The sequence below is a fragment of the Lentzea sp. NPDC055074 genome (assembly GCF_053608005.1).
Map to the genome: position 1 here is coordinate 64,325 of NZ_JBSGUQ010000010.1, position 15,296 is coordinate 79,620.

A 15,296-nucleotide genomic window follows, 5' to 3' on the forward strand; every position below is an offset into this window, starting at 1 on the left:
TCGTGGTCGACGACGCTCCAGAGCAGAACCCGTCCGGTGACGAGCCCAGTTCGGACGCTTCGGACAAGCCCGCGAAGAAGAAGAAAAAGGGCAACTTCTGGAAGGAACTGCCTGTCCTCATCCTGGTCGCGTTCGGCCTCGCGATAGGCATCCAGATCTTCCTCGGCCGCGTCTACATGATCCCGTCGGAGTCGATGGAGACGACGCTGCACGGGTGCACCGACTGCTACGGCGACCGGGTGCTCGTCGACAAGGTCACCTTCCGCTTCACCGATCCGGCGCCGGGCGACGTGATCGTGTTCCGCGGGCCGCCGTCGTGGCAGAACGACTTCGTCTCCGACGAGCCGGCCAACCCGGTCTCGCAGGGGCTGTCGTGGCTCGGGTCGCTGATCGGGCTGCCGTCGGCGAACGAGGAGGACTTCGTCAAGCGCGTGATCGCCGTCGGCGGGCAGACCGTGAAGTGCTGCGACGAGCAGAACCGCGTGACGGTGGACGGCAAACCGCTCGACGAGCCGTACAAGCACTTCGACGAGGGCACGCCGGCCGAGCAGGAGTCGTTCGAGGAGCTCAAGATCCCGGACGGGATGCTGTTCGTGCTCGGCGACAACCGCAACCACTCGTGTGACTCGCGCTGCCAGGGGCAGGGCGGGCTCAACGGGCTCGTGCCGGTGAGCGACGTGATCGGCAAGGCGCGCGTGATCGTGCTGCCTCCGTCGAGGTGGGGCGGGGTGTCGGACCACGATCCGCAGACCGTGTCGATGGGTGCACCGGGATGGCAGCAGAACGTCCCGCTGGGCCTGGGTATCGTCGCGGCGTGGCCGCTTCTGCTGCTCGGGCGTCGAGTGCGAGACCGATTCCGCCGATGACCATGCTGATGCCGCCCCGCGCGGTGGTGCGGGGCTCGGCCGGGAACTGGGCGTTGCAGAGCACGCTGGAGCGCCGGGGCCTCGGTCCTGTCGCCGGCGTCGACGAGGCCGGGCGCGGACCGTGCGCCGGGCCGTTGGTGATCGCCGCGTGTGTCCTTCGACCGGGTGATGCTTCGCGGTTCGAAGGGCTGAACGACTCGAAGCTGATGACGGCGGCGGCTCGTGATCGGATGTACGACCTGGTGCTCAAGCGTGCGCTGGATCACTCGATCGTGGTCGTTTCGCCCGCCGACATCGACTGGCTGGGCATCCACGTCATGAACATCGAGGGCATGAGGCGGGCGGTGGCGCAGATGGCGACGCACCCCGGTTACGTGCTCACGGACGGTTTCAAGGTGCCGGGGATGCCCGCGCCGAACGTGGCGGTGCTCAAGGGGGACCAGGCCGCGGCGTGCGTCGCGGCGGCATCGGTGCTGGCCAAGGTCACGCGGGACCGGATCATGGCGGATCTGCATGATCGTCATCCCGAGTACGGGTTCAACGTGCACAAGGGGTACTGCACGCCCGACCACACGGCCGCGTTGATGGAGCACGGCCCGTGTGCAGAGCATCGCTGGTCGTATGTAAATGTGGCAGCAGCGGCCGCCAAGCACGGTCTCGCCGCGCCACACAGGGTGGCGCGCGCCACGACCGCGGCGGCCGTGGTCCAGAATGAGGCAGCCCCGGCTGATGCCGGGGAGCTCGCGACGAGGGAGGGCGCGGAGCAGATGACCCGCGCGGAGGCGTAATGAGTGCAGAGGATCTCGAGAAGTACGAGACCGAGATGGAACTGTCGCTGTACAAGGAGTACCGCGACATAGTCAGCCAGTTCTCGTTCGTCGTGGAGACCGAACGGCGTTTCTACCTGGCCAACTCGGTGGACGTGCAGGTGCGCAACGCCGACGGCGAGGTGTACTTCGAGGTGCGCATGTCGGACGCGTGGGTGTGGGACATGTACCGCCCCGCGAGGTTCGTGAAGAACGTTCGTGTCATCACGTTCAAGGACGTGAACGTAGAGGAGCTGGACAAGCCGGACCTGCGCCTGCCGGAAAGCGGGCCGTTCCCCAGCTGATGGAGGGGTGACCCGGAACAGGTGTTTCGGGCCACGCTCCTAGCACACCCCACCGACGTTTTCGCCGTTTCAAGATCTACAACGGCCGAGTTGTCCACAGCCGCCGAGTTGTCCACAGATTCCCCACGGCCCGGCCATCCCCCTCGCCCCGCCCTGCAAGGTCGTGTCCAACGACCCGCAGGGAGGCGAGGGCAGTGGTGGCACAGGCACTGGTCGAGACCAGGCAGCAGGAGAAGGGCCGTCGGGGCGAGGACCTGGCGTGCAGGTACCTGGAGGGGCAGGGCCTGGTCGTCCTGTCGCGGAACTGGACGTGCCGCGACGGTGAGCTCGACGTCGTGGCCGTGGAGGGCGACCGCCTGGTCGTCGTCGAGGTCAAGACCAGATCCGGCCCGGCCTGGGGCCGTCCGGACGAGGCCGTGGACCAGCGCAAGCTCTCGCGCCTGCGTCGCACGGCCCTGCGCTGGCTGGCGTCGCACCACGTCGGCTGGTGCAACGTCCGCGTCGACCTGATCTCGGTCACCTGGCCCGCCTCGGGCGAAGCACGCCTAGAGCACCTGCGGGGAGCCTGAGATGGGCTTGGCGCAGGCCTGGTCCGTCGCGCTCTACGGCGTCGACGGCCTGGCGGTCGAGATCGAGGCCGACGTGGGCGTGGGCCAGCCCCGCACCCACCTCCTGGGCCTGCCCGACGCGTCGCTGCACGAGTCGAAGGAACGCGTGAAGGCCGCTGTCCGCAACAGCGAGGAGGAGTGGCCGAAGCAGCGCATCGTCCTGGGCCTGTCCCCGGCGAACCTGCCCAAGGGCGGCAGCAGCTACGACGTGGCGATCGCCTGCGCCACCCTCGCCGCGGCCGGCTCGGTCCCGTGCGACCGCCTCGCCACCACGGCCCTGCTGGGCGAGCTGGCCCTGGACGGCCGGGTCCGCACGATCCGAGGCGTCCTGCCGTCCCTGCTGGCCGCCCGCAGAGCAGGCCTCACGACAGCGATCGTCCCGGTGGACGCCCTGCCCGAGGCAGCCCTGGTGGACGGCATCACCGTGCACGGAGCCCAGACCCTCGCCGAGGTCCTGGCCTGGCTCCGAGGCGAGCCCGTGCAGCTGCAAGAGCCACCCGAGCCAGCGGACCCGCCACTCCCAGCAGTCCCGGACCTGGCCGACGTGGTGGGCCAGCCAGAAGCCCGCTGGGCCCTGGAGGTAGCCGCGGCAGGAGCCCACCACCTGCTCCTGACAGGCCCGCCGGGCACAGGCAAGACGATGCTGGCCGAACGCCTCCCCGGCCTCCTGCCGCCCCTGAGCCGCCAGGAGTCCCTGGCAGTGACAGCAGTCCACTCGGTGGCGGGAGTCCTCTCCTCCGGCTGCCCCCTGGTAGCCAGCCCGCCGTTCGTGAACGTGCACCACACGACGTCGATGGCGGCCCTGATAGGCGGCGGCAGCGGCATGGCCAAACCAGGCGCGGCCTCCAGAGCCCACAAGGGTGTCCTGTTCCTCGACGAGGCCTGCGAGTTCGGCCAGAAGACGATCGACACCCTCCGCACAGCCCTGGAAGAGGGCGAGATCCGCATCCCGCGCCGAGACGGCATAGCCCGCTACCCGGCCCGCTTCCAGCTGATCCTCGCCACCAACCCCTGCCCCTGCGCCCCGCCGAAGGAGACCGACTGCATCTGCACGGCCACAGTCCGCCGCCGCTACCAGTCCCGCCTCTCGGGTCCACTCCTCGACCGCGTCGACCTGAGGGTCCGCATGAGGGCGACAACGGCCATGGCCAACGCGGACGCCGCCCCGCCAGAACCAACCGCAGTGGTGAGAGCCAGAGTCCTCAAAGCCAGGGCGAGGGCAGCTACCCGCTGGTCGGCCCACGGCCACACCTGGCAGTCGAACGCCCTGGTCCCAGGCCCAGCCCTGCGCAGAGAGTTCGCCCTGCCAAGGCCGACAACGGCCCTGCTGGACCGAGCCCTCGCCGTAGGCGCCCTGACGGGCCGAGGGGCCGACCGTTGCCTCCGAGTCGCCTGGACCCTCGCCGATCTGGCGGAGGCAGACAGCCCAACCCCGGACCACGTGGCCGCAGCACTCCAGTTCCGAGAACGAAGAGCCCACACCTGACCCGCCAGCCGCACTGCTCACATCCAGCAACGCGGCTGACCCCCAGCAGCCGGTCGCGGAGCTCAACGCCCCGACTCCGCGCCCGGCGCCTAACCGAGCGGGCGCTCGTCCCCCGCGAGCGCCGCTCACCCTCCCCAACCCGGCGCGCGACCCCAGGCCGCCCCATGCCGCCGGGCGCGAAGCCCCACTCCCGCTTCGCGCCCGGCACCCACCCCCAGACGTTCGGAGGCCTGTCCCAACCCAGGCCTCCGAGCCACCGGACGCGAGCCCCAAGCCTCAACTCGCGTCCACCCGAGCGGGTCGCCAGCCTTCCCCGACGGGCGACCCGCTCACCTGGGCACCCGCTCACCTAGGCACCCGCCCACGCCGCCCGGCTCTCTTCACCGCTGGGGATCTCGCTGAGCCCACCTCCACGCACCTACTCGTCTCGCTCACCACCACACCTGGCCTCACCTCTGAACTTCCCTCGACCTCCCAGACCTCTCGACCTCGCGACCTCGCGACCTCGCGTCCCCACACGCCTTGACCCCGCCTCCCGTCCCGCGCCCCATCGACTACCGCCCCTCGACTACCGCCCCTCGACTACCGCCCCTCGACCAAGGAGCCCAGCCATGACCCCACTCCTCATCCCCGCGCTCCCCATCCCCATCCCCATCCCCGTCCCCGCAGTGGCCGCGACCCCCATCACCACAGCCGCGGCCGCCGTGCCCGCACTTCTCCAGCTGCACTGCACGGTCCGCAGGCGCACCTCCGGTGCCAGCCCACCGAACCCGTGGCGCCCCGGCCCCTGGCAGCGCTGGCTGCCCTGGTGGTGGTTCCGATGACCGCGCCGAAGACCAAGACGGCGCCGAAGACCAAAACGGCCAGCGAGGCCGTCCGCCTGGCCAGGGCCTACCTGTCCCGCGTCGCGGAGCCGTATCCGGGTGCGCTCGCGGGGCTGGTCGCCGAAGTCGGGCCGGTCCAGGCCGCGGAGATGGTGCGTATCGGCGAAGTTTCGCCATCGGTGGCCAGCCAGACGTCCGCGCGGCGGGCTGCTGACCGTGCCCACGCGGACCTCGAGTTCATCGACGGGCGGGGTGGGCGGCTGGTCGTTCCCGAGGACGACGAGTGGCCTCGCTGGCCGTTGCTCGGGCTCGGGAACGTGGCTGCTCGGCGGTGTGGAGGTGAGCCGCTCGCGCTGTGGGTGCGGGGTCCGCACTTTCTCGCCGACGTGGTCGACAAGGCCGTGGCCGTGGTCGGGTCCCGGGCTGCCAGCGCGTACGGCGAGCACGTTGCCGGCGAGTTCGCCTTCGGGTTGGCGGCGGCCGGGATGACCGTTGTCTCCGGGGCCGCGTACGGGATCGACGGTGCTGCTCACCGCGGTGCGCTCGGAGGTCGCGGGGTGACGATCGCGGTGCTGGCGTGCGGCGCGGACATCGCTTACCCCGGTGGTCACCAGGGCTTGCTCGGTCGTGTCGCGCGAGAGGGCCTGATCGTCAGCGAGTACCCGCCCGGAGTGACACCCGCGCGGCATCGGTTCCTCACCCGCAACCGGCTCATCGCCGGCTTGGGCGGCGGCACGGTCGTCGTGGAGGCCGGGCGTCGTAGTGGGGCCAAGAACACGGCCGCGATCACGCTTGCCCTGGGGCGGCCGTTGATGGTGGTGCCGGGGCCTGTTACGTCCGTGAGCTCGGTCGGCTGTCACGAGTTGTTGCGGGACGGGCAGGCCGTGTCGGTGAGTTCGGTGGCCGAGATCGTCGAGTCGGTCGGACGGTTCGGCGACGACCTCGCCACGCAGCCCGCCGAGAAGGAGAGCGACCTCGGCGCTCCCCAGAGCGAGGCCATGCGCGTGTACGAGGCACTGGGGAAGCGGAACGGTGTCTGCGACGAGGCCGTCTCGGTCGAGTCCGGGGTGCCGTTGGACCGGGTGCGGGCGTTGTTGCCAGAACTGGAACTCGCCGGGCTCGCATTGCAAGTGGACGAAGGCTGGCAGAAGCTGGAGGTGGGTTGACGTTCGTCCATTATGGACGGTAATCGATCGCTGAGCTGCTGCTAAGACTGAACTTGGACTTGCTACTCGCCAGTACGGCGCATGTGATTCCTGGTGGGCCAGGGCCTTTCTGTACCGGGAAAGCGACCGTGCCGAACGAGGCGACATCACCACGCTGATCAGGTCTGAACTGCCGGTGGCGAGTCAGGCGGCGGTGTGGAGGGCGCCGTGGACGGTCGCGACTACTCCGAAAGGTGATCTGTGGGTGCCGATGAAGCCCGACTGGTCACAGGGAGTTGAAACGTTATCGTCTTCCTGATCATGAGAGCGCTCCCAAATGGCGCGAGGGTGTGGCGATACTTGACCAAACGCCCCGACTGGCGCAGCGTCTTGGCCTATGTCCCCGCCGCCGCATGGTCGGACACGTCGTGTCGATCTCGTTCGCCTGCGCGAAAATCTGCCGGCGACGGTGGAAGACGTGTTGCGGCAGTACGAGCGGCACCTGATGTTGGAGCGTGATCTGTCGCCGCACACGGTGCGCGCCTACATCGGTGATGCGGTGGCATTGCTTGGACACGTCGCCGGGAATATCCCGGGAAATGCGGACGTCGAGCGCATCGACCTCACGAATCTGAGGTCATGGCTTGCCGCGCAACGCGCCGCAGGTGCGAGCCGCACGACGCTCGCGCGGCGTGCCGCGGCTGCGCGCGCGTTCACCGCGTGGGCCCACAGAGCAGGGCGTTTGGCCTCGGATCCGGGTCCGAAGCTGGCTGCTCCGCGGCCTCATCGGACGCTGCCCTCGGTGTTGCGCGAAGACCAGGCGAAGGACGCGATGAGGGCCGTATCCTCTGGCGCGTCCCAAGGTGATCCGGTTGCGCTGCGTGATCAGGCCGTGGTGGAGTTGCTGTACGCCACAGGTATCCGCGTGGCTGAACTCTGTGGTCTTGATCTCGACGACGTGGACTACTCCCTAAGGGTGATTCGAGTTCTGGGCAAAGGTGGACGCGAGCGCAGCACGCCGTTCGGCGTGCCGGCCGAGCGTGCGCTGCGGCGGTGGGTGGACGAGGGGCGAAACGCCCTGGTAGCACCGGATTCGCCACCGGCCCTGTTCCTCGGCGCCCGCGGCGGCCGGCTGAACCAGCGGGCTGTTCGCACCCTGGTGCACGAGGTCGTCGCCGTGGTACCGGATGCACCGGACATCGGGCCGCACGGGTTGCGCCACTCCGCTGCGACCCATTTGCTGGAAGGAGGAGCGGACCTGCGCACCGTCCAAGAACTGCTTGGTCACGCTACGCTCGCAACGACTCAGCTTTACACACACGTCACTGTCGAACGGCTGAAGGCGATCCATGACCGAACCCACCCCCGTTCCTGACGCCGCAGGGGGAGGATCGCGTACGGCGACCGTGCCCCCTGAACCCGTCCTGCCCGCACCAGTGTCGAAGCAGGCGAGCAACGGGCACCGTCAGAACGGCGCGCCACGCACCGAGGCGACCCCCGAGCCCGGTGCCAACACGCATGTCAACGGCACGCCAGCGGCCGTTCCGACTGCGGTGACGCGCGCGGACGTGCGGTCCGGTGACGACGTCGAGGCCGGCATCGTCGCCCTGTGGCGCAGCTACGGCGAGTCCCGCGAGCAGAGCCAGCGCGACCGCCTGGTGCTGCACTACGCGCCGCTGGTCAAATACGTCGCCGGCCGCGTCGGCACGGGCCTGCCCGCGCACGTGGACGTGGCCGACCTGATCCAGTCCGGCATCTTCGGCCTGGTCGACGCGATCGAGAAGTTCGAGCCGGAACGCGGCCTCAAGTTCGAGACCTACGCCATGCAGCGCATCCGCGGCGCGATCCTCGACGACCTGCGCTCCCAGGACTGGGTGCCGCGCTCGGTCCGCAGTCGCGCCCGCGACGTCGAACGAGCCCTCGAACGCCTCGGCGCCAAGCTGCAGCGCACGCCCACCGACCGCGAGCTCGCCGCAGAGCTCAAGATCGGTCTGGCCGAGCTCCGCGAGCTCTACGGCCAGCTGCAGCTCACCAGCGTCGTCGCCCTCGACGAGCTGATCGCCCCGAACAAGGGCGGCTCCTCCCTCGCGGAGTCGCTGCCCGACGACGCCGCCGAAGACCCGGTGGCGAGCCTCGTCGACCAGGACAGCCGCCGTCAGCTGGCCGACGCGATCGCCCAGCTCGCAGAACGCGACCGCGTGGTCGTGACCCTGTACTACTTCGAGAACCTGACGCTCGCCGAGATCGGCAAGGTCCTCGGCGTCACCGAGTCCAGGGTCTGCCAGCTGCACACCCGAGCCGTGCTGCGCCTGCGCACGAAGCTCAACGAGCAGTCCGAGGCCTGACCGCACCTCGAACCACCAGCAGCCAGGCCGATGAGCCGGCTGTCGAACACCCGTACCGGGAAGCTTCGCAACACTCACAAAGGGCCTAAAACCCCCTTTCCGCCCGTTGCCAGGCCTAATTCACTCGAACGGGTGGCACTTGTAGCCGCTCCAAGCACGCCGAGTGCCCACTCGGGCATTCCGCCGAACGTCCGAACCACGACTCGGGCGACCGCCAGTCGAACGAGCCGAGCGCCGCACCGACGCCAGGCGGCCGGAGCCGCCGTCGCGCGGTCGCGAACCGCGTGCGCCGCAGGGTGAGCACCTGGTGAGCGCCTGAGCCCGCAGGTGTCGAACGACGAACGGCCTCAGCTGGAACCGGTCAGCCGACGGACACGGATGCCAGAAGTCGGGCGGTTGGCGGCCGCCCACCTGGGTGGGTGCCCCCGGAACCAGTAGGTCGAGGTGTTCGCGACCAGGTGCGCGGGGGAGCCGATGTGCTGGCGGGTGCCTTGAGGTCGGGACGGGTGGGCTTGCTGTCGTCTGCTGGTGATGTGGGCCGATGCCGATGCCGATGCCGATGCCGATGCCGATGCCGATGCCGATGCCTGTGCCTGGTGCTGGTGGTGATGGCTGGTGTGGCGCACCGCGTGGGTCGAGCAGGGGTGGGTCTTGCGCGTGGATGGCGAGCCACCGCGGGGGAGTCGGTCGCCGGAACCGGCAGGCGGTCGTGAAGAGGCGTTGCCTTGGCCGTGAGCGGTGCGGTGGTGACATCGCGTTTGGCACGACCCCGTGCTGGCTGACCCGTGCTGGTCGACCCGTGCTGGTCGACCCTGGGAGAACCAGACCGATGCGGGCCGGAAGCGGGACCAGGTGGGACCGGATCGGTGGGGGCAGGTCAGGCGTGGGGCCGGCCGCACTGGGGAGCGGATCGGGTGTGAGTCAGGTGGGCCGGGAGGCGGCGAGGTGAGGGGTGGCCGCCTCCCGGCACCTGACGGGCGCGCTGCGGCGGGATCGGGGTGCGCCGCGCTGTTCCGGCCGTGGGAAGAGGCGGGAAGCGCCCGTCGGAGCGCCGTGCGAGGGGACGTCGCGGCGCTGGCCTGCGGCCTGCCCTAGGTGGGGGCGGTGGGGAGTGGGAGCAGGCGTACCCGGCCCGAGGTGACCAGGCGGAGCGGGTCCAGGTAGGCGGTGCCCCGGCGGGCGCCCCAGTGCAGGCACGGGGACGGGCAGTGGCCCGGTTGGAGGTGGCCGATCACCTCGCCCCGGCGGATGGTGCTGCCCGCCGTGACGGTGGGGGCGATCGGCTCGTAGGTGGTGCGCAGGCCGTTGCGGTGCTGGAGCGACACCAGGGTTCTGGCGGCCACCGCGCCTGCGAAGACCACTGTCGCGTCGGCCGCGGCCAGCACTGCGGTGCCCGCGGGTGAGGCGAGGTCCGCCCCTCGGTGGCCCGGGCCGAACGGGGTGGCCGGGGCTTCGAAGGCGCGCACCACCGGGTGCGGTGGGGGCAGCGGCCAGGCGAAGCGGTCGGGCGGCGGGGCCAGGAGGGCGGTGAGCAGCAGGGCGGTGGGGAGGAGGGGCATGGGTCAACGGTGGGGGCAGGGGCGGGCTGGGACCAGCGGGTATCGGGGATCTGTGGATTACTCGCCGGTTGTGGACAACTACGCCCTGCGAGATGGGGGCGATTCGAAGTTTGTCGGGGATGGGGAGTAGACTTTTGGGCGCGTCCCGTCTGTGCGCGGGGCGACTTCGCGTGCCAACGCAGATCCGACCGGCTGATCCCAGCTGCGTCGAGTCACGACGTCCGACGGTCCCGAGGGTGCAGAGATGCCTCGCGGGTGCGGACGGAGGCGAAGGCACCAGGGCTGAAGGCCGGACCGGCCGGAGGCGACAACCGGATCGACGCGCAAAGGCCAGACCTGGCGCGTCCTACAGATGAGGTGCGAACCGGCCATGGCCGTCGTAACCATGAGGCAGCTGCTCGACAGCGGCGTGCACTTCGGGCATCAGACCAGGCGCTGGAACCCGAAGATGAAGCGCTACATCTTCACCGAGCGCAACGGCATCTACATCATCGACCTGCAGCAGACGCTGACCTACATCGACCGGGCTTTCGAGTTCGTCAAGGAGACGGTCGCGCACGGCGGGTCGATCCTGTTCATCGGCACGAAGAAGCAGGCGCAGGAGGCCATCGCCAACGAGGCGCTCCGCGTCGGCATGCCCTACGTGAACCAGCGCTGGCTGGGCGGCATGCTCACCAACTTCTCGACGGTCCACAAGAGGCTTCAGCGCCTCAAGGAGCTCGAGTCGATGGAGCAGACCGGCGGTTTCCAGGGTTTCACCAAGAAGGAAATCCTGATGATGAACCGCGAGAAGGACAAGCTGGAGCGCACGCTCGGCGGTATCCGCGACATGTCCAAGGTGCCCAGCGCCGTGTGGATCGTGGACACCAAGAAGGAGCACATCGCGGTCGGTGAGGCTCGCAAGCTGAACATCCCGATCGTGGCGATCCTCGACACGAACTGCGACCCGGACGAGGTCGACTACCCGATTCCGGGTAACGACGACGCGATCCGTTCCGCCGCCCTGCTGACCAAGGTCGTGGCCGAGGCCGCCGCCGCCGGTCTCATGCAGCGCTCCGGTGGTCGCCGCGACGCCGCCGACGGCCAGGACAAGCCCCAGGCCGCCGACGAGCCGCTGGCGGAGTGGGAGCAGGAGCTCCTGACCACCAACGCCGCCGTCGCGACCGAGGCCCCGGCTGAGGTTGCGGCCGAGGTTCCGGCCGAGCAGCCCGTCCAGTCCTGATTTCCCCACGAGGTGCCCGCCCACAAGCGGGCACCTCGTGACCTAAGCGCGTACATCGCAGAAGGAAAACGATGGCGAACTACACCACCGCGGACGTCAAGAAGCTCCGCGAGCTGACCGCCGCCGGCATGATGGACTGCAAGAAGGCGCTGGACGAGGCGGACGGCGACTTCGACAAGGCCGTCGAGATCCTGCGCATCAAGGGCGCCAAGGACGTCGGCAAGCGCGCCGAGCGCACCACGTCCAACGGCCTCGTCGCCGTCAAGGACGGCGCGATGGTCGAGCTGCGCTGCGAGACCGACTTCGTGGCCAAGAACGCCGACTTCATCGCCCTGGCCGACGACATCGTCGCGCTCGCCAAGGCGAACAAGGTCGCCGACGTCGAGGCCCTCAAGGCCGTCGAGGTCGACGGCAAGACCGTGGACGCGCTGGTCCAGGAGTTCTCCGCCAAGATCGGCGAGAAGCTCGAGCTGGCCAAGGCCGTCGACTACGACGGCACCGTCTCGGTCTACCTGCACAAGCGCGCTGCCGACCTGCCGCCCGCCGTCGGCGTGCTCGTCGAGTACACCGGCGACAACGCCGAGGTCGCCAAGGGTGCCGCGATGCAGATCGCCGCGATGCGCCCGAAGTACGTCACCCGTGACGAGGTTCCCGAGGAGCTCGTCGCCAACGAGCGTCGCATCGCCGAGGAGACCGCTCGCGAGGAGGGCAAGCCCGAGGGCGCGCTCCCCAAGATCGTCGAGGGTCGCGTCAACGGCTTCTTCAAGGACGTCGTGCTCACCGAGCAGGCTTCCGTGACGGACAGCAAGAAGACGGTCAAGGCTCTTCTGGACGAGGCCGGCGTGACGGTGACCCGTTTCGCTCGGTTCGAGGTCGGCCAGAGCTGATTCGCACGAGGGCGGGGTTGCGGGTACCAGCGACCCCGCCCTTGGCGTGTCACAAGAAGTTCCCCGGGGCCAAAGGAGAGGACCTGTGAGCGAAGAAGGTAGCCACGGCTACAGCCGGGTGATGCTCAAGCTCGGTGGCGAGATGTTCGGCGGCGGTGGCGTCGGCGTTGATCCCGACGTCGTCCAGACAGTCGCCCGCCAGATCGCGGCCGTCCACAAGTCCGGCGTGCAGGTGGCCGTCGTGATCGGTGGTGGCAACTTCTTCCGCGGGTCCGAGCTCCAGCAGCGCGGCATGGACCGCTCGCGGGCCGACTACATGGGCATGCTCGGCACGGTCATGAACTGCCTGGCGCTGCAGGACTTCCTCGAGCGCGAGCACGGCATCGACACGCGCGTGCAGACCTCCATCCAGATGACGCAGGTCGCCGAGTCCTACATCCCGCGCCGCGCGATGCGCCACCTCGAGAAGAAGCGCGTCGTCATCTTCGGTGGCGGCGCCGGCCTGCCGTACTTCTCCACGGACACCACGGCCGCCCAGCGCGCGCTGGAGATCGGCTGCGAGATCGTCCTGATGGCCAAGGCCGTCGACGGTGTCTACACGGCCGACCCCAAGATCGACCCGGACGCGCTGATGTTCGACAACATCACCCACCGCGAGGTGCTGGAGCGCGGCCTCAACGTCGCCGACGCGACGGCGTTCAGCCTCTGCATGGACAACAACATGCCGATCCTCGTCTTCAACCTCCTCACCGAGGGGAACATCGCTCGCGCGGTGCGTGGTGAGAAGATCGGCACTCTGGTCAGCACCCCCGGTGGCCGTCCGGCCTTCTAGACCTGGTGGGATCTCTCCAGGACCGGGAATTGGGCACGAACACGCAGAGCAAGGAGCAGTCGTGATCGACGAGACCCTCCTCGACGCCGAGGAGAAGATGGAAAAGGCGGTTTCGGTCGCGAAGGAGAACCTCTCCTCCGTCCGAACCGGTCGTGCGACTCCCTCGATGTTCAACCGCATCCACATCGACTACTACGGCTCGATGACGCCGCTGAACCAGATGGCGAGCATCACCGTCCCCGAGGCCCGCATGGCCGTCGTCAAGCCGTACGACGCGGGCCAGCTGAACGCCATCGAGAAGGCGATCCGGGACTCCGACCTGGGCGTCAACCCGAGCAACGACGGCTCGATCATCCGCATCGTCATCCCGCAGCTCTCCGAGGAGCGCCGCCGGGACATGGTGAAGGTCGCCAAGTCGAAGGGCGAGGACGCCAAGGTCTCCCTGCGCGGCGTTCGTCGCAAGGCGAAGGAAGAGATCGACAAGCTCGTCAAGGACGGCGAGGTCGGCGAGGACGACGGCGCGCGTGGTGAGAAGGAGCTCGAGGCTCTGACCCACCGCTACGTGGCGCAGGTCGAAGAGCTCGTGAAGCACAAGGAAGCCGAACTCCTCGAAGTCTGATGTTCCACTGATGGTTCGCCCGGCCGAGTCGCCGCAGGCGTGATTGCCCAGGCCGGGCGGAGGTCTTGATGGGAGCACAGGTGGCAGGCGGTCCCGCGGACGTGCCGACGTCGAAGCCGTCGCGCGCGGGCCGCGACCTGCGGGCGGCGATCCTGGTCGGAGTCGGTCTCGGCGCGATGATCATCGTGTCGTTGCTGACCGTCAAGGAGACCTTCATCGGCATCGTCGCGGCCGCCGCGGCGGTGTCGACGTGGGAGATCGCCAACGCCTTCAAGAAGAGCGGCATCAACGTCGCCCTCTGGCCCGCGCTGATCGGCGGGCAGGCGATCATCTGGCTGTCGTGGCCGCTGGAACGCTCCGGCATGATGACCGCGTTCGTGGTCACCGTGCTGGTGTGCATGATCTGGCGGTTCCGCGGCGGTTCGGACGGCTACCTGCGCGACCTCAGCGCGTCGGTGTTCACCGTCGCGTACATCCCTTTGTTCGCCGCGTTCGCGGCCATGCTCGTCGTCCCGGAGGATGGTGCGGGCCGTGCGTTCGCGTTCATCATCGGTGTCGTGCTGTCGGACGTCGGCGGTTACGCGGCGGGCGTCTTCCTCGGCAAGCACCCGATGGCGCCGACGATCAGCCCGAAGAAGTCCTGGGAGGGCTTCGCCGGCTCGTTGACCGCAGGTGCGGTCGGCGGCGCGATCACGGTGACGACGCTGCTCGACGGCCAGTGGTGGCAGGGCGCGCTGTTCGGTGCCGTGCTCGTCGTCACGGCCACCGCGGGCGACCTGGTCGAGTCGCTGATCAAGCGCGACCTCGGCATCAAGGACATGGGCACGCTGCTGCCCGGGCACGGCGGCCTGATGGACCGGATGGACTCGCTCCTCCCGTCCGCCGTCGCCTCCTGGCTGCTGCTGCACCTCTTCGTGCAGTAGCCCGCTAGTCGTCGAACGGGTCGTCCACCTCGGTGCGCGGCTCGGCCTCGATCACGCGCGACGGGTCGATCACGGAGAACGCCATCCCCGCGTGGTCCTCGACCACGGTGATGCGTCCGAACGGGGTGTCGTAGGGCTCGACGGTCACCCGCCCGCCGAGCTCCAGCACCCGGTACGCCACCGAGTCGATCCCGATCTCGGGCGCGGCGTTGAAGTACACCATCCAGTGGGAGCGCTCCGCGTACGGGAACTCGCGCCCCATCTTCTGCCGGCCGATCACCTCGGTGCCCTCGACGGACCACGACGCGTAGTCCAGCCGATGGCCGTCGCCGATCTGCATGATGTCGTAGTGGCACAGCTCGCCGAAGAACTCGTCGGCCGCCGCGCCGTCACGGGTGTTCAGCTCGGCCCACGCGTAGGAACCGTGGCCTCCCATGCCGAAACGCCAGTCCGGCGGCACGTGCCGGAACCCGACGACGGCGCCGGTCGGGTCGGCGATCACCGTGCTCTGGGTGTGGTCGGCCGCGTCCTCGGGGTTGCGCAGCACCGACCCGCCGAGGTGGAAAGCCTTCTCCGCAGTGGCGCGCGCATGGGGTGTGACCAGGTACAACCGCCAAGCGTCGGGCTCTCCCTGGGGCAGTCCGGCGACGGGGATGCCGTCGACCATCGCCACCGTGTAGCCGGCGTCGTCGGCGTAGTGCCAGCCGAACAGGCCGGTGTAGAACTCGATCGCGCCTTTGAGGTCGTCGACGGTTCTCTCGACCCAGCACGGACTTCCGGACAACAACGGCGCGAGCTTGGGCGTGTTGGGCGCGATCGACACTGCCGCCTCCTGCAGGAAAGAGATGCCAACACGCTACGCCGTGAAT

At 69.1% G+C, this 15,296-nt stretch carries 16 protein-coding genes; 14 read left to right on the forward strand and 2 right to left on the reverse strand.

The window, feature by feature from the left end; all coding sequences use genetic code 11:
• Positions 1 to 2 precede the first annotated feature (2 nt).
• The 9 genes from lepB (at position 3) to ACWF7A_RS23160 (ending at position 8,385) form a co-directional block, all read left to right on the forward strand.
• Positions 3 to 866, forward strand: coding sequence for a signal peptidase I (lepB, locus tag ACWF7A_RS23120; protein ID WP_452252545.1), 864 nt, complete (start codon positions 3 to 5; stop codon positions 864 to 866).
• Positions 863 to 1,654 carry a ribonuclease HII gene (locus tag ACWF7A_RS23125; protein ID WP_452252546.1) on the forward strand — a complete coding sequence of 264 codons (792 nt, stop codon included), beginning with the start codon at positions 863 to 865 and terminating at the stop codon, positions 1,652 to 1,654. The genes lepB and ACWF7A_RS23125 overlap by 4 nt, the downstream gene beginning before the upstream one ends.
• Complete coding sequence (locus ACWF7A_RS23130) at positions 1,654 to 1,977, forward strand: DUF2469 domain-containing protein (protein ID WP_030479657.1); 324 nt, start codon at positions 1,654 to 1,656, stop codon at positions 1,975 to 1,977. Before ACWF7A_RS23125 ends, ACWF7A_RS23130 begins: the two co-directional genes overlap by 1 nt.
• Before the next feature lie 197 nt (positions 1,978 to 2,174).
• The gene (locus tag ACWF7A_RS23135; protein ID WP_452252547.1) at positions 2,175 to 2,546 is read left to right on the forward strand and encodes a YraN family protein; all 372 of its coding nucleotides are present in this window, start codon (positions 2,175 to 2,177) and stop codon (positions 2,544 to 2,546) included.
• 1 nt (position 2,547) lies between these two features.
• Positions 2,548 to 4,071, forward strand: a complete 1,524-nt coding sequence (locus ACWF7A_RS23140) for a YifB family Mg chelatase-like AAA ATPase (RefSeq protein WP_452252548.1) — start codon at positions 2,548 to 2,550, stop codon at positions 4,069 to 4,071.
• A gap of 611 nt (positions 4,072 to 4,682) precedes the next feature.
• On the forward strand, positions 4,683 to 4,895 hold the full coding sequence (locus ACWF7A_RS23145; RefSeq protein ID WP_452252549.1) for a hypothetical protein: 213 nt from the start codon (positions 4,683 to 4,685) through the stop codon (positions 4,893 to 4,895).
• A complete protein-coding gene (gene dprA, locus ACWF7A_RS23150) occupies positions 4,892 to 6,061 on the forward strand; it encodes a DNA-processing protein DprA (RefSeq protein ID WP_452252550.1) in 1,170 nt (389 codons plus the stop codon). The genes ACWF7A_RS23145 and dprA overlap by 4 nt, the downstream gene beginning before the upstream one ends.
• A 376-nt stretch (positions 6,062 to 6,437) precedes the next feature.
• Positions 6,438 to 7,415, forward strand: a complete 978-nt coding sequence (locus ACWF7A_RS23155; protein WP_452252551.1) for a tyrosine recombinase XerC — start codon at positions 6,438 to 6,440, stop codon at positions 7,413 to 7,415.
• Entirely contained in the window at positions 7,390 to 8,385 is a 996-nt protein-coding gene (locus ACWF7A_RS23160) for a FliA/WhiG family RNA polymerase sigma factor (RefSeq protein ID WP_396426188.1), read from the forward strand. Before ACWF7A_RS23155 ends, ACWF7A_RS23160 begins: the two co-directional genes overlap by 26 nt.
• A 1,091-nt stretch (positions 8,386 to 9,476) precedes the next feature.
• On the opposite strand, the gene ACWF7A_RS23165 is transcribed toward ACWF7A_RS23160, so the two are convergent.
• Positions 9,477 to 9,944 (reverse strand): M23 family metallopeptidase, encoded by a 468-nt coding sequence (locus ACWF7A_RS23165; protein WP_452252552.1) that lies wholly within the window; start codon positions 9,942 to 9,944, stop codon positions 9,477 to 9,479.
• A gap of 370 nt (positions 9,945 to 10,314) precedes the next feature.
• Between ACWF7A_RS23165 and rpsB the strand changes: the two genes are divergently transcribed.
• From rpsB to ACWF7A_RS23190, 5 genes are all read left to right on the forward strand, one after another.
• A complete protein-coding gene (gene rpsB / locus ACWF7A_RS23170) occupies positions 10,315 to 11,166 on the forward strand; it encodes a 30S ribosomal protein S2 (protein ID WP_452252553.1) in 852 nt (283 codons plus the stop codon).
• Between the two features lie 71 nt (positions 11,167 to 11,237).
• On the forward strand, positions 11,238 to 12,053 hold the full coding sequence (gene tsf, locus ACWF7A_RS23175; RefSeq protein ID WP_093593403.1) for a translation elongation factor Ts: 816 nt from the start codon (positions 11,238 to 11,240) through the stop codon (positions 12,051 to 12,053).
• A gap of 121 nt (positions 12,054 to 12,174) precedes the next feature.
• Positions 12,175 to 12,885: a UMP kinase gene (gene pyrH, locus ACWF7A_RS23180; RefSeq protein WP_301325822.1), complete on the forward strand. Its 711-nt coding sequence runs from the start codon at positions 12,175 to 12,177 to the stop codon at positions 12,883 to 12,885.
• A 61-nt stretch (positions 12,886 to 12,946) separates the two neighbouring features.
• A complete protein-coding gene (gene frr, locus ACWF7A_RS23185) occupies positions 12,947 to 13,504 on the forward strand; it encodes a ribosome recycling factor (protein WP_439661074.1) in 558 nt (185 codons plus the stop codon).
• A 68-nt stretch (positions 13,505 to 13,572) separates the two neighbouring features.
• Complete coding sequence (locus tag ACWF7A_RS23190) at positions 13,573 to 14,427, forward strand: phosphatidate cytidylyltransferase (protein ID WP_452252554.1); 855 nt, start codon at positions 13,573 to 13,575, stop codon at positions 14,425 to 14,427.
• 4 nt (positions 14,428 to 14,431) lie between these two features.
• Here ACWF7A_RS23190 and ACWF7A_RS23195 read toward each other — a convergent pair whose 3' ends face one another.
• Entirely contained in the window at positions 14,432 to 15,250 is an 819-nt protein-coding gene (locus ACWF7A_RS23195) for a VOC family protein (RefSeq protein ID WP_452252555.1), read from the reverse strand.
• Positions 15,251 to 15,296 lie beyond the last annotated feature (46 nt).